21 protein-coding genes, 1 tRNA gene and 1 pseudogene are annotated in these 20,776 nt (G+C 62.0%); 15 read left to right on the top strand and 8 right to left on the bottom strand.

Annotated features, from left to right (window positions below; all coding sequences use genetic code 11):
- Positions 1–9: 9 nt before the first annotated feature.
- A complete protein-coding gene (locus BC363_RS30155; protein ID WP_065775524.1) occupies positions 10–258 on the bottom strand; it encodes a glycine zipper domain-containing protein in 249 nt (82 codons plus the stop codon).
- A 528-nt stretch (positions 259–786) separates the two neighbouring features.
- Between BC363_RS30155 and BC363_RS30150 the strand changes: the two genes are divergently transcribed.
- The 4 genes from BC363_RS30150 (at position 787) to BC363_RS30130 (ending at position 3,621) form a co-directional block, all read left to right on the top strand.
- Positions 787–1,110, top strand: coding sequence for a hypothetical protein (locus BC363_RS30150; RefSeq protein ID WP_065782915.1), 324 nt, complete (start codon positions 787–789; stop codon positions 1,108–1,110).
- 44 nt (positions 1,111–1,154) lie between these two features.
- Positions 1,155–1,352 (top strand): CsbD family protein, encoded by a 198-nt coding sequence (locus tag BC363_RS30145; RefSeq protein WP_065782914.1) that lies wholly within the window; start codon positions 1,155–1,157, stop codon positions 1,350–1,352.
- Between the two features lie 636 nt (positions 1,353–1,988).
- Positions 1,989–2,153, top strand: a complete 165-nt coding sequence (locus BC363_RS30135; RefSeq protein ID WP_065782912.1) for a DUF1328 domain-containing protein — start codon at positions 1,989–1,991, stop codon at positions 2,151–2,153.
- Between the two features lie 214 nt (positions 2,154–2,367).
- Positions 2,368–3,621, top strand: a complete 1,254-nt coding sequence (locus BC363_RS30130) for an FAD-binding oxidoreductase (RefSeq protein ID WP_065782910.1) — start codon at positions 2,368–2,370, stop codon at positions 3,619–3,621.
- A 168-nt stretch (positions 3,622–3,789) separates the two neighbouring features.
- Here the strand turns inward: BC363_RS30130 and BC363_RS30125 are convergent, their stop codons facing one another.
- Positions 3,790–4,536, bottom strand: a complete 747-nt coding sequence (locus BC363_RS30125; protein ID WP_161952501.1) for an SDR family oxidoreductase — start codon at positions 4,534–4,536, stop codon at positions 3,790–3,792.
- A gap of 99 nt (positions 4,537–4,635) precedes the next feature.
- Here BC363_RS30125 and BC363_RS30120 point away from each other — a divergent pair, with 99 nt between their 5' ends.
- On the top strand, positions 4,636–5,256 hold the full coding sequence (locus BC363_RS30120) for a TetR/AcrR family transcriptional regulator (RefSeq protein ID WP_065782905.1): 621 nt from the start codon (positions 4,636–4,638) through the stop codon (positions 5,254–5,256).
- Between the two features lie 186 nt (positions 5,257–5,442).
- Here the strand turns inward: BC363_RS30120 and BC363_RS30115 are convergent, their stop codons facing one another.
- Positions 5,443–5,853 (bottom strand): hypothetical protein, encoded by a 411-nt coding sequence (locus BC363_RS30115; RefSeq protein ID WP_065782903.1) that lies wholly within the window; start codon positions 5,851–5,853, stop codon positions 5,443–5,445.
- 244 nt (positions 5,854–6,097) lie between these two features.
- Between BC363_RS30115 and BC363_RS30110 the strand changes: the two genes are divergently transcribed.
- Positions 6,098–7,237 carry a fumarylacetoacetate hydrolase family protein gene (locus BC363_RS30110; protein ID WP_141690485.1) on the top strand — a complete coding sequence of 380 codons (1,140 nt, stop codon included), beginning with the start codon at positions 6,098–6,100 and terminating at the stop codon, positions 7,235–7,237.
- Between the two features lie 227 nt (positions 7,238–7,464).
- On the opposite strand, the gene BC363_RS30105 is transcribed toward BC363_RS30110, so the two are convergent.
- Positions 7,465–7,647 (bottom strand): YegP family protein, encoded by a 183-nt coding sequence (locus BC363_RS30105; RefSeq protein ID WP_025426020.1) that lies wholly within the window; start codon positions 7,645–7,647, stop codon positions 7,465–7,467.
- Positions 7,648–7,791: 144 nt separating this feature from the next.
- Here BC363_RS30105 and BC363_RS30100 point away from each other — a divergent pair.
- A pseudogene (locus BC363_RS30100) lies at positions 7,792–8,007 on the top strand (SAM-dependent methyltransferase); the annotation flags it as partial.
- Between the two features lie 93 nt (positions 8,008–8,100).
- On the opposite strand, the gene BC363_RS30095 reads toward BC363_RS30100, so the two are convergent.
- Together BC363_RS30095 and BC363_RS30090 are read right to left on the bottom strand one after the other, a co-directional pair.
- Positions 8,101–8,940, bottom strand: a complete 840-nt coding sequence (locus BC363_RS30095; RefSeq protein ID WP_065782898.1) for a hypothetical protein — start codon at positions 8,938–8,940, stop codon at positions 8,101–8,103.
- 191 nt (positions 8,941–9,131) lie between these two features.
- A tRNA-Gln gene (locus BC363_RS30090) sits at positions 9,132–9,205 on the bottom strand.
- 328 nt (positions 9,206–9,533) lie between these two features.
- Here BC363_RS30090 and BC363_RS30085 point away from each other — a divergent pair.
- The 3 genes from BC363_RS30085 (at position 9,534) to BC363_RS30075 (ending at position 12,428) form a co-directional block, all read left to right on the top strand.
- Positions 9,534–11,078, top strand: a complete 1,545-nt coding sequence (locus BC363_RS30085) for a Ppx/GppA phosphatase family protein (protein ID WP_065782896.1) — start codon at positions 9,534–9,536, stop codon at positions 11,076–11,078.
- A gap of 225 nt (positions 11,079–11,303) precedes the next feature.
- Entirely contained in the window at positions 11,304–12,041 is a 738-nt protein-coding gene (locus BC363_RS30080) for an RlmE family RNA methyltransferase (RefSeq protein ID WP_065782893.1), read from the top strand.
- A gap of 3 nt (positions 12,042–12,044) precedes the next feature.
- Entirely contained in the window at positions 12,045–12,428 is a 384-nt protein-coding gene (locus BC363_RS30075) for a VOC family protein (RefSeq protein ID WP_065782891.1), read from the top strand.
- Between the two features lie 118 nt (positions 12,429–12,546).
- On the opposite strand, the gene BC363_RS30070 is transcribed toward BC363_RS30075, so the two are convergent.
- Positions 12,547–13,956 (bottom strand): DHA2 family efflux MFS transporter permease subunit, encoded by a 1,410-nt coding sequence (locus tag BC363_RS30070; protein WP_065782889.1) that lies wholly within the window; start codon positions 13,954–13,956, stop codon positions 12,547–12,549.
- Between the two features lie 179 nt (positions 13,957–14,135).
- Between BC363_RS30070 and BC363_RS30065 the strand changes: the two genes are divergently transcribed.
- The 5 genes from BC363_RS30065 to BC363_RS30045 all read left to right on the top strand — a co-directional run bounded on the left by BC363_RS30065 (position 14,136) and on the right by BC363_RS30045 (position 19,618).
- Complete coding sequence (locus BC363_RS30065; RefSeq protein WP_065782888.1) at positions 14,136–15,128, top strand: MBL fold metallo-hydrolase; 993 nt, start codon at positions 14,136–14,138, stop codon at positions 15,126–15,128.
- 195 nt (positions 15,129–15,323) lie between these two features.
- Positions 15,324–16,826 (top strand): IMP dehydrogenase, encoded by a 1,503-nt coding sequence (guaB, locus tag BC363_RS30060; RefSeq protein WP_065782886.1) that lies wholly within the window; start codon positions 15,324–15,326, stop codon positions 16,824–16,826.
- 67 nt (positions 16,827–16,893) lie between these two features.
- The gene (locus BC363_RS30055; RefSeq protein ID WP_065782884.1) at positions 16,894–17,310 is read left to right on the top strand and encodes an MAPEG family protein; all 417 of its coding nucleotides are present in this window, start codon (positions 16,894–16,896) and stop codon (positions 17,308–17,310) included.
- A gap of 266 nt (positions 17,311–17,576) precedes the next feature.
- Positions 17,577–18,605, top strand: coding sequence for an alcohol dehydrogenase AdhP (adhP, locus tag BC363_RS30050; RefSeq protein ID WP_065782882.1), 1,029 nt, complete (start codon positions 17,577–17,579; stop codon positions 18,603–18,605).
- 137 nt (positions 18,606–18,742) lie between these two features.
- Complete coding sequence (locus BC363_RS30045) at positions 18,743–19,618, top strand: dienelactone hydrolase family protein (protein WP_065783044.1); 876 nt, start codon at positions 18,743–18,745, stop codon at positions 19,616–19,618.
- Positions 19,619–19,769: 151 nt separating this feature from the next.
- Here BC363_RS30045 and BC363_RS30040 read toward each other — a convergent pair whose 3' ends face one another.
- On the bottom strand, positions 19,770–20,720 hold the full coding sequence (locus BC363_RS30040) for a LysR substrate-binding domain-containing protein (RefSeq protein ID WP_025426032.1): 951 nt from the start codon (positions 20,718–20,720) through the stop codon (positions 19,770–19,772).
- Positions 20,721–20,776: the final 56 nt, after the last annotated feature.

The raw sequence follows: 20,776 nt of genomic DNA, 5'->3' as shown, positions 1-20,776 counted from the left end.
GCTTTCGCCTTAGCAGGCGGCCTCATAGCGGCGGCCGTAGCGGTCGCGATAGATGCAACGTCCCGGTTCATTGGCATTGCCGATGAGCGCGCCGGCGACACCGCCGATAGCTGCACCGACTGCAGCACCTCTGACATTGCCCGTTGCGGCACCACCGATGATCGCGCCGCCGGTCGCGCCGATCGCCGCACCCTTCTCCGTTTGCGTGCAGGCCGCCAGGGGGAGGATCAGACTTGCTACGATAAGTATCTTCTTCATGACGCGTTCCTATCCGAGGTTTGCTTCGTTGAACATTGAAGGATGCATTTGGCCGAGACCGGTTGCGAGGGACTGAGGACGAACAGAATGACGACAATGAGGCCGTTCGCAAAGGCGAACACCCGTTATCGACGCCGGCCCTGATCAGGGCCTCGGGCCTATCTTAACCACCTTTGGATTGCTCGCAACGGGCGGACCTGCGCCGCTCATCAATGTCTCCCTTGTGGTATCGCCACGGGTGCGGCGCTTGTTATTGCTGTGGAAACGACGATCACGGCAATTTGTTCCATCGAACGGATTCTTCCCGAGACCTGCCGCTTGCCGGCCGCAACGGCGCTCGACCCGCCACGGATCTCACAGCGGGATCGTCCGGGTTTTCAGCGGTTCTCTCCACCCGCTTCCCCGGAAAAATCCGGGCCCACCGCGCGAGCCCGCGACGCTTCCGACAAAAATTTGATGGACCTCGGTGGAACTCCACGCCGTCCATAACCGTTTGCTGTTCAAGTTCTTGATGAAAGGAGCATGCGGATGGAACATATCGCTGCCATCATGGTCCTCGTCGGCTGCATGCAGGGCGATGCCGCCTGCCGTGAGGTTCCGACACCGGTCGTCGGCTTTGAGACCGTCGAGGAATGTCATGAATTGCTTTCGCCGTCGATCGAAGAGGTCGGAAAGACGTTCAAGAGCGCCTACGGCAAATGTGCCGAAGTCGATCCGGCCCTGTTCGTAGAGGACGCGACGATCGAGTGGCGGATCACGCCGTCGCGCCAGCTTGAAGTCAAGGTGATTGCCGGCGACGGCACCTACGCCATTGCCGCGCGCACGGACGAAAAGCCGAAATTCCGCAACTGAACTTGTCATGCCTGTTCTCTTTGCCGTGCTGAAAGGAGCGACGCATGAACTGGGATATCATTCAGGGCAAGTGGACCGAGATGAAGGGCAAGGCCCAGGCCGAATGGGGCAAGCTCACGGATGACGATCTCGACATCATCGACGGTCGGCGCAAGGAGTTGGCTGGTCGCGTCCAGGCCCGTTACGGCATCGCCCGCGATGAGGCTGAGCGCCAGATCGACGAGTGGGCTTCCCGCCACTGAGAAGCGTGCCTGATCGGCTCGAAAAGCCAAAAGCAAACGCCGCTGCGGATATCAACCGCCGCGGCGTTTGGCTTTTTACAGCGCCGCGCGTCAAATTTGACGCGCAAAGGACGCTGTAACACTTTAAGCTTGCTGCATAATTTTATCCTTAAATCGGATCCGATTTAAGGAAATATGCAGTAGGTCTTGTCTGAAGAACGGTGCAGCGCGACTATCTCTTCGGCTTGGGCTCGGCCTTTTTCAGTTTTTCGAGAAGGTTGTTTAAGTTCTGACTCGGTTTGTCTGCGTTGTGAGCGTAGAGATCGCGCATCGTTCTACCGATGTGAAGATTGCTGTCCGGCAACTCGGCGTTTCGCCGCGCCGTTTCAGCCGTGGACTTCCAGATATGTGACATTGGCATCTTCATGTCGAACCTGCTTCATTCCTTGAGGGAACAACGTAGGACTATCTCGAAGGTTCCTGGCGATTTTCGTCTCGGCTGTGCCAAACTGGGACTATTTTGATTATCGTGGTTAATAGTTAGTTTCCAGCCTCCCCTATTGCATTCAAAGGTTTCGTCCAATCTTGCGTTGGCGCTGGAACAAAATAGATGGCCATGACGTTTCATCTCCAGCGACGCAGACAGGGAGATATCCTATGCTTTACTACGCTATCGTTTTTCTCGTAGTGGCCATCATCGCCGGTGTACTTGGTTTTGGCGGTATTGCCGGCGCTTCCGCCGGTATTGCACAGATCCTGTTCTTCCTCTTCCTCGCCTTCCTGGTGATCTCGCTGGTGGCGGGACTCATGCGTAGAACCTGATCCAGGTGTTGATCCGCTTTAGGAAATCAACAAGGGACGAATGTTGAAAGACTTCGTCCCTTTTGCATGTCGCGATGCTCCCGTTGCATCCCTTGCCCTGGCTGGTACGCTCGGCTATCTCGAGCAGATCATGAATGGATTGAAGAAGAAGTAGCTTGGGCCGAGCGGCGTGCATCGCTGTGGTGGTCTTGATCAAGTAGCGGGGCACCTGGACATGAAGACTGACGTAGTGGTTCTCGGCGCCGGTATTGTCGGCATATCGACGGCCATCCATCTGGCGCGGCGCGGCAAGTCGGTGGTGCTGCTCGATCGTCGCGGTGCAGGCGAAGAGACATCCTACGGCAATGCCGGCCTGATCCAGCGCGAGGGCGTGTTTCCCTACGGCTTCCCCCATGATTTCGGAGCACTGTTCCGCTATGCGCTGAACAATACGATCGACGCGCACTATCACATTCGCGCCCTGCCAGGGCTGGTGCCGTTCCTGGCGCGCTACTGGTGGCATTCGGGTTTCACCCAGCACCAGCGCATCGCCCACATGTATGCGCCGCTGATCGAAAATTCGATCGCCGAGCATGAGGATCTGATCAATGCCTCCGGCGCGGGCGACCTGATCCGCAAGGATGGCTGGATGAAGGTCTTCCGCACCGAGAAGGAGCGTGACGCTGCCTACAAGGATGCCGAGAAACTGTCGACCGGTTTCGGCGTCAATCACCAGAAGCTCTCGACCAGCGAGTTGAAGACCATGGAGCCCTCGATCAGGGCCGATCTCGTTGGCGGCCTGCGCTGGAGCGATCCCTGGTCGATCCGCGATCCGCACAGCCTCAACAAGGCCTATCTCAGCTATTTCCAGTCGCTCGGTGGCCGGCTGGTTTCCGGCGACGCGGCGACAGTGGAACACATCCTCGAAGGCCCGGGCTGGCGGGTGGCGACCCCCGAAGGGCCGCTCGAGGCGCATGAAGTCGTCGTCGCGCTCGGCCCCTGGGCCGATACCGTGACGCGCAAGCTCGGCTACCATTTCCCGCTTGCCGTCAAGCGCGGCTATCACATGCACTACGGCACGCAGGAGGGCGCCCAACTCAACAACTGGGTGCTGGATGCCGAGAAGGGTTATTTCCTGGCACCGATGCTGCGCGGCATCCGCCTGACGACGGGTGCGGAATTTGCCTGGCGCGACGATCCGAAGACGCCGGTTCAGCTTACCCGCGCCGAGCGCGTGGCGCGCGAGTTCTTCCCGCTGGCCGAACGCCGCGACGAAGAACCGTGGATGGGCGCTCGCCCGTGCACGCCCGACATGATGCCGATTATTGGCAAGGCGCCGCGCCACCAGGGCCTGTGGTTCGCCTTCGGTCATGCCCATCACGGCATGACGCTCGGCCCGGTCACCGGCCGGGCGCTCGCCGAAGCGATGACCGGCGAGAAGACGGTGATCGACATCGTCCCCTATCGCCCGGAACGTTTCTTCTCCTGATCGTTTTCCGATCGTCGAAAGAGGCCGGGAGCATCGCTTCCGGCCTCTTTGCCGTGGGTCTTGTTGCTACAGTGTTTCCGGTTCAGACGGAGTTGCGGAAACGCTATCTCTCTTTGTTTCTACGCATTTCTTGACGGAAAACCGCTTCGCACTTTTCCTAGAAAAGCTCTAGGCGTTCGTGCCGCCGTCGATGGTGAACTCGGAGCCGGTCACGCCCCGCGCTTCGGGCCCGGCAAGCCAGGCGACCAGACCGGCTACCTCGCTGGCATCGTTGAACCGCGGGATTGCCATCAGGCCGCGTTGCGGATCCGCATGCTCGCCCTCCTGCGGGTTCATGTCGGTATTCGTTGAGCCGGGATGGACGATGTTGACCGTGATGCCCTTCGGACCCAGGTCGCGCGCGACCGCCTTGGTAAAGCCGATGAGCGCCGACTTGCTGAGCGCATAAAGGCTGATGCCCGGAAACGGAACGCGCTGCGCCAGATTGCTGCCGATCGAAATGATGCGCCCGCCTTCCGGCATATGTTTTGCCGCAGCGCTCGTGGCCAGCACCACGGCCTTCACATTGACGTCGACGGTGCGGTCGAAATCGTCCGCGGTGACGTCCGTAATGGCGGCTCCTTCATAAATACCGGCATTGTTGACGAGAATGTCGATGCGGCCGTGTCGCTCGACGACCGTCTTGACGGCAGCCTCAACCGCCTTGGCATCCCGATTGTCGGCGCTAACGGCGAGCGCCTTGCCGCCCGACTGTTCGATCTCGGCAACCAGGGCATCAGCCTTTGTCTGCGATTGCCCGTAGGTGATGGCGACGATGGCGCCTTCGCTCGCCAGCCGCCTGGCGATCGCCGCACCTATGCCACGTCCGCCGCCCGTCACCAACGCTATCCTGTTTTTCAAGTTCGACACGCCTATTCTCCGTATTTGTAGTGATCGATACATATATACCGAACAACTTGTCTCGCACTGTCAAGTCAATTATGTATTGATCGATACAGAAAAGGAGTTCACGCGATGTCCAGCCGCGGCCGACCCCGCAACTTTTCGCGCGAGGAAGCGCTGAAGAGCGCGATGGAAATCTTCTGGGACAAGGGGTTCGACAACACCTCGCTTGCCGATCTGACACGGGTGATGGGGCTCAATCCGCCGAGCCTCTACGCCGCCTTCGGCAGCAAGGCGAAGCTTTTCCTTGAAGCCGTCGATCTCTATGGCCGCACCGACGGCGCCGGCATCTGGGAGTTTCTCGATAGCGCGCCGACGGCAAAGGAGGCGGTGCATGAGCTATTGAGACGGTCGGCTGAGAATTTTACCCAATGGCCCGAGCCACGCGGCTGCATGGTGGTCCTGTCGGCCCCGCAGATGGAGGGTGGCGACGCGGCGGTGTGCGACGATCTGAAAGCCCGACGGCTGCGGAAGCAGGCCGCATTGCAGCGCCGGCTCGAGCGCGGCGTGGCGGAAGGCGATCTTCCTGCGGGGACGGCCTGTGACGAAATCGCCGCCTATGTCACCTCGATCCAGCACGGAATGTCGATCCATGCGCGCGACGGGGCCGCTCGGCAGACCCTGATGGCGATCGCCGACTGTTGCGCTGCCGGATGGGACGCGATGGTTGACGCCTCCTCGAGGAGAATCTGACCGCGAACCTGGCGGCGACGCCGCTTTAGGGGCGTCGCCCTTATTCATCCAGATCGTCCAACTTGCGCTCGGCGCGCGCTCGCGCTTGATTTGTCCCGAGGCCGGTTATCTCGTTGCGATCTGCGCAAGTGACGCTTTGCCGGAAGAGCTCTCTTCCGGCAAAGGCGAGGCGTTGCGACAGCACCGTTATTGGGCCGGTGCCGGCTGTGTTGTCGTTCCATCCGTTGCAGGCGGTGTTGTGCCTTGCTGTGGCGTCGTTTCCGGGGCGGTCATCGTTCCGCCGGACGGCGCGGTGGTCGTATCGGCCGGCGGAGTGGTCGTCGTATCCGCTGCCGGCGGTGTCGCCGTCTGGCCCGTTGTCGACTGATCGGTCGTGGCCGGTGGCGTTGCCGTCTCGGTCGTATCACGCGTCAGTTCTGCTGGAAGCCAGGCGATCAACGCGAGCACGAGGCCGGCAAGCAGGATGATGATGAGCGGCCAGCTGCTGCGTTTGGCGCGGACCGGCGTCGGGTCTGTCGGCATCGGTGTCGGCTGACCTGTTACCGGGTCGATGAGCGGCTTTTCCCTCAACTCTTCATGTTGGTTCATCGCGTTCACATCCTTTCTAGGCGTCCTTCGGCCTATGGGTCCTGCCTGGCCGGAACGGCCTCGGCAAAGGCAGAGGACCGGGTTGTGCGGTTGCAAACGGTCGTTGCGAACCTGGCATGCCCGACTGGACGCGCTCTGCAACAGGAAACGCGCGAAAACTTGCAATGTTCCACCGGGTACAACCGGCCTGATCGCGAACGCTTTACAGCCCGCTGTTTTCGCTGCAAGAAAGTCGTCTCTTTGGGAGGCGATCATGACGCACGAGGCATACCGAACCGGAACCTTTGTCGGGCGGGTGTGGCGTTTCGATATCGATGGGCCGGCGCTCGTGACCGTCAGGGATGGCGCGATTGTCGACATCACCTCGAAACAGGCGCCCACCATGCGCGACCTGTTGGAGCTTCCCGAGCCCGTCGCTCATATCCGTCAGCTGGATGGCGAACGGCTCGCATCGGTGGCGGACTTGGTCACGGGGGAGGGCGAAAAGTCGAATCTTCGCCTGCTTGCTCCTTGCGACCTCCAGGCTGTGAAGGCCTGCGGCGTCACCTTTGCGCGCTCGATGATCGAACGTGTCATCGAAGAGAGGGCGGCCGGCGATGCCGCCCGTGCCGAGGCCATACGCGCGCGCGTCACCGCCGTCATCGGCGACAGCCTGCGAAACCTGAAGGCCGGTTCGCCGGAGGCTGCCCGCGTCAAGGCCGCGCTGATCGAGGAGGGCGTCTGGTCGCAATATCTGGAGGTCGGCATCGGTCCGGATGCCGAGGTTTTCACCAAGGCGCAGGTGTTGTCATCGGTCGGCTCAGGCGCCGATGTCGGCCTCCACCCCATCTCGCGCTGGAACAATCCGGAGCCGGAAATCGTGCTGGCCGTCGCCTCGAACGGTAGTGTGAAGGGCGCGACACTCGGCAACGATGTCAACCTGCGCGACGTCGAGGGCCGGTCCGCTCTGCTTCTCGGCAAGGCAAAGGACAACAATGCCTCGTGCGCGATCGGTCCCTTCATCCGCCTGTTCGACGAGACCTACACGATCGACCATGTGCGTAGGGCCGAACTCGAGCTGCTGGTCGAAGGCGCGGATGGCTACCGCCTGAAGGGAACGAGCAGCATGGCGGAGATCAGTCGCGACCCACTCGACCTCGTCGCCCAGACCATCGGGCCGCACCATCAGTATCCCGATGGGCTGATGCTGTTCATGGGCACCTTGTTTGCCCCGGTCGAAGACCGCGACGAAAAGGGGCAGGGCTTCACGCACAAGATCGGCGACGTGGTGACGATTTCGAATGCCGAACTCGGCAGCCTGGCGAATACTGTGCGCCTGTCGACGGATTGCCCACCCTGGACGTTCGGCACGGCCGCGCTGATGCGCAACCTCGCCAGGCGTGGCCTGCTCTAAAGCACGTCGCGATCTCTAGGATTCGCTTGCCGCGCTTTAAGCTCTTGTTTTTGCGCATGTCGTTATCACAAAACCGCCGCGCATTTTTGCGCGACATGCTCGAGGCCCGCTGTGGTGGCGGCGCATCCAGCCTGAAATGAGCGTCCAGATCGGGCGCTGGGCAAGTTGCCCGACTTAAACGAAGAGGCCCGCCGATCTGCATCAGCGGGCCTCTCCTGTGAATGTACTTAAGCTTGGCTGTTGTCTTCAACAGGCGCGTTCGGTCCGTTTTTCTTGATCGAATCGATGGCGTTCTGAGCACTTGCCTTGCTTGAATAGCCTTCGGTCGAAAACATCACTTCGCTGTTGTACTTGAAGCGAACCCGATATTCGCCAGCCTTGTCTTTGTAGATCTCGAACTTATGAGCCATGTGCCCTCCCATATGTAACCGTGAATCACGCAAGGACTAGCGTGGCAGTTGCAGGCGGCGTTGACAAGGTGTCGGCGGTCTCATTCAAATCTACACGTCCGCTTCACCCACCGTTGATGCTTGCATGGTTGGTAGAGCGATTTTTCAAGGACGCCCTGCGTCGGAGATATGAATCCACTCATCCGGCTTGCCCTGTTGCCTGCGATGCGCGCGCTCGGGAAGGCACCCAACGCCGGTATCTTTCGGGCAACGGATCTAAGCCAGCTGATACATGCCGCAGGCTTCGATATCCTCGCCGCTGAAAGCCACGCAACCAAGGGCAACGACAACCGTCCCTATATCGTGGCCCGCAAGAGATGACCCGTCGGTGCCCACGGAAAATCGCCGTGATGTTCGGCATCCGATTTGTCGGTGTGCAGCGACGCGGGCGCCATGGGCTGATACGTCTCGCGGTCAAAACGATCGGCTGTTGTTTGACCAGATCGGTCCCAGGCGCTCCTCTTCCTTGATGCTGTTCGACCCATAGGAGAACCGCAGGCCACCGAAGATCGTGCTGCTGTCGCCCGACACCGACGAGCCGAAGCCGGAAACCTCCTCGTCTGCGTACTTGTAACCGCCGAACAATGTGACCGGGAAGGCTTCCGGGCGATAGTTGGCCGTCAGCTTCAGGGTGCTGACATCGTAGTCGATGCCGCTGTCGGAGATGCGTTCGAGCGCGCCGTCGAGATCGAAGCGCACATTGTCGGTCGCATAGACGCGGGCGCCGAGTGCCGCCATGTAATGGTCGGCGCCGAAACCTTCCCACCTTGCCTGGCCGTAGCCGGCGGCACCGTGGAGGGTCCACGTGTCCTGAAAATAGGCGCCCTCGATGCCGCCCATATAATCGTTGATGTGGCTGTCGAAGCCTGCGTCGAGGCGTGACGCCTGCACGAACACACCAGCCGCATAGAGGTTGTCCCGATAATAACCGTGCAGGGCGCCGTTATAGGCATTCGTGTCCGCATCCACGATCGAGGCGCGGGCGTAGCCGAGATCCACCTGTAGATTGAAGCCGGCGCCTGCATCGAAATTGACGGCGCCACGCAGCGCCCATGCGTCGGCATCGATATCGCCGGGAGAGTCGATGACACTTCCGTAGGCCCCTTCGATGTATCCTGTCACGCCCAGCGATGATTGTTCGACCGGCGCCTCATAGTAGTCGTCCGCCCCGACCAATGGCCCGTCCATATCGGCGGCCACCGCAAGCGGTGCGCTCGACAAAAGAAAAACAAGAAAACTTTGCGTCCGAAACATCTGCCCACCCCATTGGAAACCCTACCAGAGAGTAAGCAGACATCGTTAATGCAATCTAAAGGCGCACTGAATTTGCTGCGCATCTGGTATGACCAGTCGAACGCGTTAGCGCCTCAAGGCAGCGGCGCAGGGCATGCGAAAACAACTCTCGCCGAGACGTTCATGCAACTGAATTTGTTTGTAAAAGAGTTTGGCTGGGGAACCTGGATTCGAACCAGGACTAACGGAGTCAGAGTCCGTGGGTCTACCGTTAACCTATTCCCCAAAGCCGCCGTCGGGGCGAAGCCCGTCGGGTTGGTTGGCGGGCTTATAAACAAAACGACGGCCGATGCAAATACCTTTTGCAAAAAAAATCGCACATGCGGTGACGGTAGTGTTCTCGGCGGCGATGTGAACAGGCCGGGGAACTCGAAACCCGTTCTGTCTGCGGGCGCCGGGCAGGGGGAAGTCGCCTTGCCACTTTGCTGTGCACAATCCGGTTCTCAAAAAAAGTTTGGCGAATAGGGGCTGCGCTGGTACAGTCGCCTCAACGAAAAATCGAGAAAGCGCCTTGAGCGGCCGAAAGGCTTTGCGCGGCGCGATGGTTGAGACAAGTGAAAGACCCCGATCACGGCGAAAAGCCGTCCGAATCCGGGGCGTCGGCAGCAGGCCGTAGTGATGGACACAAGATGGGTCCACGCAACGGCAAGGGCAAGCGGAAACGGCGCAAGTCGTCTGCTTTGTCGTCTGCAATTGCCAGCCAACCCGGCGGTGCCGGCACGGCAGGGCGTCCCGCAGGACCAGACGATGCGGAACCGGCGCGCAAGCGCAAACGGCGTCGTCGTTCGAAATCCGCAAAACAGCAGGCTCAGGCCGCACCCGCATCCGCGGGTGGTCGCGACGTGCAGCTTGTCGACCCGGCAATGGGCGACAGGAAGGGGCACAAGCGCAACAGGAAGGCGCGGCATCGCCGCGGCATTCAGGGGCGGCCACTCACCTCGGGCGAGCGGCAGCAGACCTCGCGCCCGAACGACGCTGCAACCGCCTCCCGGCCCGGAACGCCTCAGTCCGGTGGGCAGTCTGCCCCGCGTGCTGACCAGCCGCGCGCGCCCTTCGTTGCCGCCAGCGAGCCGCCGGCACCGCTTTATGCGGCACTGGATCTCGGCACCAACAATTGCCGTCTCCTGATCGCGCAGCCGACCCGCCCCGGCCAGTTCCGGGTGGTGGACGCCTTTTCGCGTATCGTCAGGCTCGGTGAGGGGCTGGGTGCCAGCGGTCGGTTGTCCGACGATGCGATGGACCGTGCCGTCGAGGCGCTGAAGGTCTGCGCCACCAAGCTGGGTGCGCGCATGATTCGCCGCAGCCGGCTGATCGCCACGGAAGCCGCCCGTGCGGCGGAGAACGGCGAGAGCTTCCTCGAGCGCGTGGCCAAGGAAACCGGTCTCGAACTGGAGATCATCAACCGCGAGACCGAGGCGCGGCTGGCCGTGTCCGGCTGCTCGTCGCTGGTCGATCGCGAGACGAGGTCGGTCGTGCTGTTCGATATCGGCGGGGGATCCTCGGAGATCGCCGTCATCCGCATCGGCGACAACAGGTCCAACCGCCTCGCCAACCACATCACCCACTGGACTTCGCTGCCGGTCGGCGTCGTGACCCTTTCCGAACGCCACGGCGGCCAGCATGTCACCCCGGCAAGCTTCGAGGCCATGGTTCAGGAGGTCGAGGGCATGCTGGCGCGTTTCGACAGCCCACCCGTCGAAGCGCTGGCAACCGGCATTGCCGGCAACGGCTTTCACCTGATCGGCACCTCTGGCACGGTGACCACGCTTGCCGGCGTCCACCTGGATCTGCCGCGCTACGACCGCCGTCGCGTCGACGGGCTCTGGCTTTCCGATGACGAGGTGTCCGCCATGCAGGCGCGGCTTCTTTCGTGGGACTTTGATGCGCGGGCGGCAAACCCCTGCATCGGCCCCGATCGTGCCGATCTGGTGCTTGCCGGCTGCGCGATCCTCGAAGCGATCCGCCGCCGCTGGCCCTCGACGCGCATGCGTGTTGCCGATCGCGGGCTGCGTGAAGGCCTGCTGACCGACATGATGGCGGACGACGGCGCTTGGCGACGCTCACGGCCGCGCCGGCATCAGCGCAGCTCCACTGCATAAATCCTTAAATCGGATTCGATCTAGGGATAAAATTATGCAGCAAGTTTAACGCATTACAGCGCCGCGCGTCCTATTTGACGCGCGGCGCTGTAATGGCGGCCCGACCACATAATTCCTTCAATCGGAAGACGATTTAGGCAATTGTGCGATAAACATCTGCAGGTACGATGGCTCTGGTACGTCCGAAGGGATGTGCTGCAGTAGCAGCCACGAAGGAAACAAGGCATGACGAAACCTCCGATCGGCGGCAACCGCAGCGGCCGAAAGCTCGGCCAGAAGGTCAAGAAGGGCAAGCTCAAGGCTTCCTCCCGCCGCTGGATCGAGCGCCATATCAACGACCCCTATGTCCAGCGAGCGCAGCTCGAGGGTTATCGGGCGCGCGCCGCCTTCAAGCTGCTGGAGATCGACGAGAAACACAAAATTCTCAACGGCGCCCGTCGCATCATCGACCTGGGTGCCGCCCCCGGCAGCTGGTCGCAGATCGCCGCCAAGGTGACCAACTCGACGGATACCGATCCGCGTGTTGCGGCGATCGACTTCCTGGAAATGGATCCGCTGCCCGGCGTGCGCATCCTGCAAATGGATTTCCTCGACCCGCAGGCACCCGAAAAGCTGATGGAGGCGATCGGCGGCACGCCGGATCTGGTCATCTCCGACATGGCGGCGCCGACGACGGGGCACCGCCAGACGGACCATTTCCGCACCATGCATCTCTGCGAAGTCGCGGCGCATTTCGCCGTTGACGTTCTCGCCGAGGGTGGGCATTTCCTGGCAAAAACCTTCCAGGGCGGCACTGAGCGCGATCTGCTCAACATGCTCAAGCAGAATTTCCGCCAGGTCATTCACATCAAGCCGGCCTCCTCGCGCGCCGAATCGGTGGAAATGTTCCTGCTCGCAAAAGGCTTCAAGGGACGCCGTGTCGCCGACACGGACGAACCGGCAGAAGACGAGGCGGCGGATTAAACCATGCTGCTCTATGTGACGGTCGGCACCAACGATCTCGACGGCGCGGGTGCATTCTACGACCCGGTTCTGGCGACCTTGGGCTACCGCCGTCAGCGGCAGGACGATACCGAAATCGGCTACAGCGCCGATGGCGACGTGCGGTGCCGGTTCTGGGTGGTGACGCCGTTTAACCAGAAGCCTGCAACGTTTGGCAACGGTGCGACCATAGCGCTTGAAGCCGAGACGCGCGCGGCGGTCGATGCTTTCCACCTCGCGGCGCTTGCCAATGGCGGCACGGACGAGGGCGCGCCCGGCCTTCGGCCGTTCCACGCCCATTTCTATGCGGCTTTCGTGCGCGACCGGGATGGCAACAAGCTGTCGGCGGTCTGCGAGCGGCCGGAATAGCGCTTATACCCACCTGCGCTGATTTTGACCTCTTACGTGGGCCGTCTGTCGGCCACCGGCAGCGTCACAGTCCTCGCCGGATGACCGCAGACGATCCCACGCTCAGCACAGGTTGGTATTACTTTCCTGCCGTCGTTTCGATCTCGCGCACGGGCAGCCTGTGCCCGGAGACCGAGGCGCCGGCATTCTTCGCCATCGTCAGGAACGGGATTGCCGCCAGCAGATTGGCGATCGCGATGATCATGAATGCGGTGTGGAAGTTGTCGAGCTGCAGCGGTCCGCCGCTGAGCGACGTCTCGATTTCGAGGATCGCACCGGCGACGGCAACGCCGAGCGCCAGGCTGATCTGCTGCAGAACCGCGCTCATCGACGTCGCCTTGCTGGCATCGGCATCGTCGATATCGGCGAAGGACAGTGCATTGACGCTGGTGAAGAAGAACGAGCGGGCGAAACCGGCGATCAGCAGAACAGTGATCATGACGAGATAGGGCGTTGCCGGCGTGAAGAAGCCGTTGGCGAAGGTGGTGACCGCAGCAATGATGGCGGCGATGATCAGTGTCGTGCGGAAGCCGGCAAAGGCGAGCACGCGGCGCGCATAAAACTTCGTGGTGATCGCGCCGACCGCGCCGATGAAGGTGATCATGCCGGACTGAAACGGGTTGAGGCCGAAGCCGACCTGCAGCATCAGCGGCATCAGGAAGGGCACGGCACCGACCGAAATGCGGAAAACCGTGCCGCCGATCGAGGCGGCGCGAAACGCGCTGTCCTGAAACAGTTTGAGATCGAGCACCGGGTGGGGATGGCGCCGTGCATGGACGATATAGAGCAGGGCGGCGATCAAACCCGTTATGACCGAACCGATGCCGACGATCGGCGGCAGCGCCGGCAGGCTGATGACCGATAGGCCGAAGACGACGCCGGATGCAGCAATGCCGCCGAGCAGGAAGCCGAGAATGTCGAGCGGTGGCGGATTGCGCCGTTCCATTTCCGGCAGGTAGATGCCGGACAGGATATGGCCGGCGATGCCGACGGGCACGTTGATCAGGAAGATCCAGTGCCAGGAGAAATAGGTGGTGATGAAGCCGCCGAGCGGCGGCCCGGCGAGCGGCCCGACCAGTGCCGGGATCGTCAGGAGCGCCATGGCTGAGACGAGCTCGCTGCGCGGCGCGCTGCGCACCAGCACGAGGCGGGCGACAGGTGTCATCATCGCGCCGCCCATGCCCTGCAGGAACCGCGACAGCACGAAGGCGACGAGGCTGTTGGAGATGGCGCAGAGGATCGAACCGGCGATGAAGACGAGGATCGCCGCGCGAAAAATCTTCTTGGCGCCGAAACGATCGGCCATCCAGCCGCTTAAGGGAATGAAGATCGCCAGCGCCACCATGTAGGAGGTGAGCGCCAGCTTGAGCGTGATCGGCCCGACGCCGATGTCGCGGGCGATGGCCGGCAGCGACGTGGAAATGACGGTTGAATCCATCTGCTCCATGAAGAGCGCGACGGCAAGGATCATCGGGACGATACGGTTCATGCGAATTTGCCTTGGGCGCGGTCGGCGTCAGCTTGGCTCCAAGCTAGCGCTTCCGATGGCTTTGTCGGGACCAAACCAACGATTGTGGGTCAAAAGCCTGTGATCCCGCCTGTCCATTGCTGTCAAGACGCTAGTTCTGGCCCAGCGATAACAAGAGGCAGTGATTTCGGGAGAAAATGATGACGAGCGAAATGTCGATGAAGCGCCGGACCTTGATGACGGCGGGGACAATTGGTGTATTGGCGGCGCCCTCAATCATGACCGGGTTTGCCGCAGCGCAGGAAAAGACGGACAGTCAGGACATGCAATCAGCACAGCCGCCCATCCGGGCTCTCAAACTCGGCGCGTTCAAGGTCGTGGTGATCAGCGACGGCACGCGCGTCATGGCAAAGCCGCACGAGACCTACGGTACGAACCAGTCGGAACAGGTCGTGTCCGATCTGTTGGCCCAGAATTTTCTTCCGACGGATGCGCTGGTCAACAACTATTCGCCGGTCCTTGTCGATACCGGCACCGAGGTGATCCTGTTCGACACCGGCTTGGGCGAGGCCGGACGCGAAGCGGGTTCTGGCCGTCTCGCCGACGGTCTTCGCGCCGCCGGCTACGCCCCGGATGACGTCTCCGTGGTGGTGCTGACCCATATGCACGGTGACCATATCGGCGGGCTGATGGACGGCGGCAAGCCGGCCTTTGCCAATGCCCGCTACGTCATTGGCGAGGCCGAATATGCCTTCTGGAAGGATCCGTCCCGGGTCGGCACGCCGGCGGAAGGTGGCCACAAGGGCGTGTTGGAAAAGGTGGTGCCGCTTGCCGAGAAAGCCACGTTCATCGGTGACGGCGCCGACGTAGCACCAGGGATTTCGGCAATGGCCGCCTTCGGCCACTCCCCCGGCCACATGGTGTTCCGTCTCGAATCGGACGGCAAGGCGATGATGCTGACGGCCGACACTGCCAATCACTATGTCCTGTCGCTGCAGCGGCCGGACTGGGAGGTTCGTTTCGATATGGACAAGGCTGCCGCCGCCGCGTCGCGCCGTAAGGTTTTCGACATGATTGCGAGCGAAAGGTTGCCTTTCATCGGTTATCACATGCCGTTCCCGGCCGTCGGTTTCGTTGAAGCACAGGACCAGGGCTATCGCTTCGTTCCGGCAAGCTATCAGCTCGATATCTGAGCTTTGCGGCAGGGAAAATGTTGCTCTGCAACAACAATTGGCCGGGCCCGGGACATTTCCCGGGCTTTGCTATTTTCATCCTGACATATCCGTGTTACGAGCCCTCGCCAACTTCCAAGACAAGCTTTGAAGTCACCCGGTGGGCAAATCGCAGCCCGTTTCCCGGGGATTTTCGTTTATTGAAGGGAATTGGCCATGGCGCGTATCATCGAAACGGCAACCGGTCTGGAGGCTCTGACCTTCGACGACGTTCTGCTCCAGCCCGGGCATTCCGAAGTCATGCCGGGACAGACGAACATCTCGACCCGCATCGCGCAGGATATCGACCTCAACCTCCCGATCCTTTCCTCGGCCATGGATACCGTGACCGAAGGACGCCTGGCGATCGCCATGGCGCAGGCCGGCGGCATCGGCGTCATCCACCGCAACCTGACGCCGGTCGAACAGGCCGAAGAGGTCCGTCAGGTCAAGAAGTTCGAAAGCGGCATGGTGGTCAATCCGGTGACCATCGGCCCCGATGCCACGCTGGCGGACGCCCTCGGACTGATGAAGACCCACGGCATCTCAGGCATTCCGGTTGTCGAAAACGGCGGCAGTGGCGGCCAGAAGCAGGGTCGTCTCGTTGGTATCCTGACGAACCGCGACGTGCGCTTCGCCTCGGATCCGAACCAGAAGATCTACGAGCTGATGACGCGTGAAAACCTCATCACGGTCAAGGAAAGCGTCGACCAGCAGGAAGCCAAGCGCCTGCTGCACATGCACCGCATCGAAAAGCTGTTGGTCGTCGACGGCGACGGTCGTTGCGTCGGCCTGATCACCGTCAAGGACATCGAGAAGTCGCAGCTCAACCCGAACGCTTCCAAGGATGCCCAGGGCCGGCTTCGCGCCGCCGCCGCGATCTCCGTTGGCGATGACGGCTTCGAGCGCGCCGAACGGCTGATCGACGCCGGCGTCGACCTCATCGTCGTCGATACCGCGCACGGCCATTCGCAGCGCGTTCTGGACGCGGTCACCCGCGTCAAGACACTGTCGAACTCGGTCCGCATCATGGCCGGCAACGTCGCCACGGCCGACGGCACCAGGGCGTTGATCGACGCCGGCGCCGATGCGGTCAAGGTCGGTATCGGCCCAGGCTCGATCTGCACCACGCGCATCGTGGCCGGCGTCGGCGTTCCGCAGCTGGCCGCGATCATGGCCGCTGTCGAAGCTGCTCAGGCCTCGGGCATCCCGGTGATTGCCGACGGCGGCATCAAGTTCTCCGGCGACCTTGCCAAGGCAATCGCCGCCGGCGCTTCCGCCGTCATGGTCGGTTCGCTGCTTGCCGGTACCGACGAAAGCCCGGGCGAAGTGTTCCTCTACCAGGGCCGCTCGTTCAAGGCCTATCGCGGCATGGGCTCCGTCGGCGCCATGGCGCGCGGCTCGGCCGACCGTTACTTCCAGGCCGAAGTCCGCGACACGCTGAAGCTCGTTCCGGAAGGTATCGAAGGCCAGGTGCCTTACAAGGGTCCCGTCTCCGGCGTCCTGCATCAGCTCGCCGGCGGCCTCAAGGCGTCGATGGGCTATGTCGGCGGCGCGACGATCAAGGACTATCAGGAGCGTGCGACCTTCGTGCGCATCTCCGGCGCCGGCCTTCGCGAAAGCCATGCGCATGATGTCACCATCACCCGCGAAAGCCCGAACTATCCGGGCTCGCACTAAGTCTCTTGTCGGGGGCGCCGTCCGGTGCCCCCGATTTTCCGATGTGATGTTGAGTGGAGTAAGAGCGATGACGGGCTTCGAGATCTTCTGGCCGATGGTGGCGCATGCGCTGCTCGTTTTTGCTCTCTACGTCCTGCTTTCGATCCGCCGCGTCGGCCTGGTGCGCGCCGGCAAGGTGCAGGCCTCGCAGTTTCGCGAGAACCGGGACGAGCCGGGCGAGAGCCTGGTCGTTCGCAACAGCATCGCCAACCAGTTCGAACTGCCGGTGCTCTTCCACGTCTGCTGCGTGCTTCTCTATATCACCGAGGCGGATAACATCGTCTCGCTGGCGCTCGCCTGGCTGTTCGTCGCCTCCCGCTACCTGCATGCCTTCGTCCATGTCACCAGCAACCGCATCCGCTACCGCCGCCCGCTGTTCATGGTAGGTGGGGCGACGCTCGGTGGGATGTGGATCTGGCTCTCCGTCTGGATGGCGATGAGCTGACGACTGCATGTTTCCTTAAATCGCAGCCGATCACAGGACAAAACATGCGGCAATTCAAAGGTCGCTGTAGGCCTCGTGTCGCCCCGACACGACTGGCGCAAATCTGCGACACTTTCGACGATGAACTTCGCGCCTTGATGCGTATCAATTGCCCGATACTACTTTGCGGATAGTCTGGCTGTTGTTAGCGTAGCGTTGTCGCTGGCGTCTTGCGCCCGGCGATAGGCCTCTGCGCCGACGTCGAACAGACAGCATCGGAGATCGATATGACCGCAACGATGAAAGCCGCCGTGGTGCGCGAATTTCGCAAGCCGCTCGTGATCGAGGAAATGCCGATACCGGAGCCCCGCCCCGGCCAGGTGCTGATCAAGTTTCAAGCCACCGGCGTCTGCCACACCGATCTGCACGCGGTGAACGGCGACTGGCCGGTAAAGCCCAACCCGCCGTTCATCCCGGGCCACGAGGGCGTTGGTTATGTCGCCGAGCTCGGCTCCGGCGTCAAACGGCTGAAGGAGGGCGACCGCGTCGGCGTGCCGTGGCTGCACACGGCCTGCGGCGGTTGCACGCCGTGCCGGACCGGTTGGGAAACGCTCTGCGGCAGCCAGCAGAACACCGGCTACTCCGTCAACGGCACGTTCGCAGAGTACGGCCTCGCCGATCCGGATTATGTCGGCCGCCTGCCGGATAAGCTTGAGTTCGGCCCCGCAGCGCCCATCCTTTGCGCCGGTGTCACGGTCTACAAGGGTCTCAAGGAAACGGAAGTCCGCCCCGGCGAGTGGGCGCTGATCTCCGGTATCGGTGGTCTCGGCCATATGGCGGTGCAGTATGCCAAGGCCATGGGCATGCATGTCGCCGCGGTCGATATCTTCCCCGACAAACTGGCGCTGGCCAGAAAACTTGGCGCCGACCTCGTCGTCGATGCGCGCGACAAGGATGCGGTCGAGCAGGTGCAGAAGGCGACCGGCGGTGTGCATGGCGCTCTGGTGACGGCCGTAGCACCCAAGGCGATGGAACAGGCCTTCAACATGCTGCGTTCCAAGGGAACGATGGCGCTGGTCGGCCTGCCGCCGGGACAGATGTGCGTGCCGATCTTCGATACGGTCCTGAAGCGCATCACCATCCGCGGCTCGATCGTCGGGACCCGGCAGGATCTCGAGGAGTCGCTGGAGTTTGCCGGCGAGGGCAAGGTTGCCTCGCACTTCACCTGGGACAAGATCGAGAACATCAACGCCATCTTTGAGCGCATGGAAGAGGGCAAGATCGATGGTCGCATCGTGCTTGATCTCAACGGCTGATCGACTGCCGCGAAGCGTGCCCTTCGCCGCGCACGCGCGGTAACGCAAGTTTGTATGTCGGACACCGCCCGCTGACCTATTCTGTCGCGGGCGGTGCCCGTCTGCTGCCCGCAGAGAGGAAGCCGAAGGAGGTCGCCGTGAACAAACCTGTCATCACGCAGGCAATGATCGACGCTTACGACGAGTACACCCATCTGAGCCTCGATCGCCGCCGTTTCATGGAAACGCTGACGACCCTTGCCGGCTCGGCCGCCGCCGCCGCAACCATTGCCCCCTTGCTTGCCGCCAGCAGCGCCATGGCCGAAATGATCGCCGACACCGACAATCGCATCGTCGGCGAGGACATCTCCTATCCCGGCGCCGATGGTGACATGAAGGGCTATCTGGTCCGCCCGGCAGAGATGACCGGAAAGCTGCCGGCCGTCATCGTCATCCACGAGAACCGCGGGCTCAATCCGCATATTCGCGACGTCGCCCGTCGCATGGCACTCGAGGGTTTCATCGCGCTCGCACCGGATTTCCTGTCGCCATCGGGCGGCACGCCTGCGGACGAGGACAAGGCGCGCGAGATGATCGGCGCGCTCGATGCCGGCGAAACCAATGCGGACGCTGTGGCAACCGTCGCATTTCTCGAGCAGCATGCGCAGTCGACAGGCAAGGTCGGCGCCATCGGCTTCTGCTGGGGTGGTGGGCTGGTCAACCGGCTTGTGGTCAATTCACCGGATCTCAAGGCGGGGGTCGTCTATTATGGCGCGCAGGCCAAGGCCGAGGACGTGCCGAAGATAAAGGCGGCGCTCTTGCTGCACTATGCCGGCCGCGACGAACGCATCAATGCGGGCATCGAAGCCTATCGCAAGGCGCTCACGGGCAATGGCAAGGACGCGACGATCTATGTTTATGACGGCGTCAACCACGCCTTCAACAACGATACGTCGGCCGCCCGTTACGACAAGGCCGCAGCCGACCTCGCCTGGAGCCGCACCGTGGAGTTTCTGAAGGCCAAGCTCGCCTGACCGGAGCCGTATCAGGCGGCGTCGGCGGTGCCGCATATCGCCCGGGCGCAGCCGGTGATCGCCCCGGCAAGCGCCTCCATGTCATGCGGGCGCGGATTGCTTCGCCGCGCGTCCGGTTGGATGCGCGGCCTTGTTGTATATGTGACGGTGTTTACCAGCCCGGAAGCATGTGGCTTTGCCGCAGGCGCGGATAGCGCGGGAAGCCCTTGATATCGCCATCGATGTCGTCGTTGACGGTGATCGGGGTGATGTTGTCCAGACAGGCCGTGATGTGGTTGGTAATCGCGTTCGACAAAGACGGCGACAGCCCCGGGCGCTTCATGATGCCGATCTGCACGGGAGCAAGCGCGGGGAAGCCGTCGGCCAGTGTCAGCACCTTCATGCCTGGGCGCAGTGCCGATTCCGGCAGGACCGAAACCGCCATGCCGGCAAGCACGGCCGCGGCGACCACGGTGGAGGACCAGCTGGTGAACAGGATCTGGTATTCCTTGCCGGTCGCATCGAGCGCCGCACAGGCCGCCTGCCGCCACTGGCAATCGCGTCGGCCGACCGCAAGCGGGATCGGGGCGTTTTCCGGCAGCGGATGGTTGATCGAGCTTACCCAACAGAGCGGCTCGGTGCGCACCACATCCGAGGCGCGGGCACGCGGATTGTGCGTGACGAGCGCGATGTCGAGGTCACCCTTGGCCATCTTCTCCGCCAGATCCACCGAAGGTTCGCAGATGATGTAGAGTTCGACGTTCGGATGGGTCTTGGCAAACCGCACGATGATTTCCGGCATGTAGCGATCGGCGTAGTCGTCGGGCGTACCGATGCGCAGCGTGCCTTCCAGCCGATTGTCGTCGAAGGAGGCCATCGCCTCGTTGTTGAGACGGATCATCCGGCGGGCAAAGTTGAGCAGCCGGTCGCCCTCGACGGTCAGGCGGTTGCCGCGGCCATCCTTCATGAACAACGGCTTGCCGATACGCTCTTCCAGGCGCCGCATCTGCATGGATACGGCCGACTGCGTCTTGAAAACCCGGTCGGCGGCCTTGGTGAAGCTGCCCGTGTCGGCGATCGCGACAAAGGTTTGCAGCTGATCGATATCAAGCGGTGCGGACATGGCCGTGATACATCCATAAGATTGTTTGATGAATATCATTAAAAACATTCGTTGGA

The organism is Ensifer sp. LC384, assembly GCF_001695865.1.
Classification (GTDB): Bacteria; Pseudomonadota; Alphaproteobacteria; order Rhizobiales; family Rhizobiaceae; genus Ensifer.
This window is presented reverse-complemented; position numbering and strand designations above follow the sequence as displayed.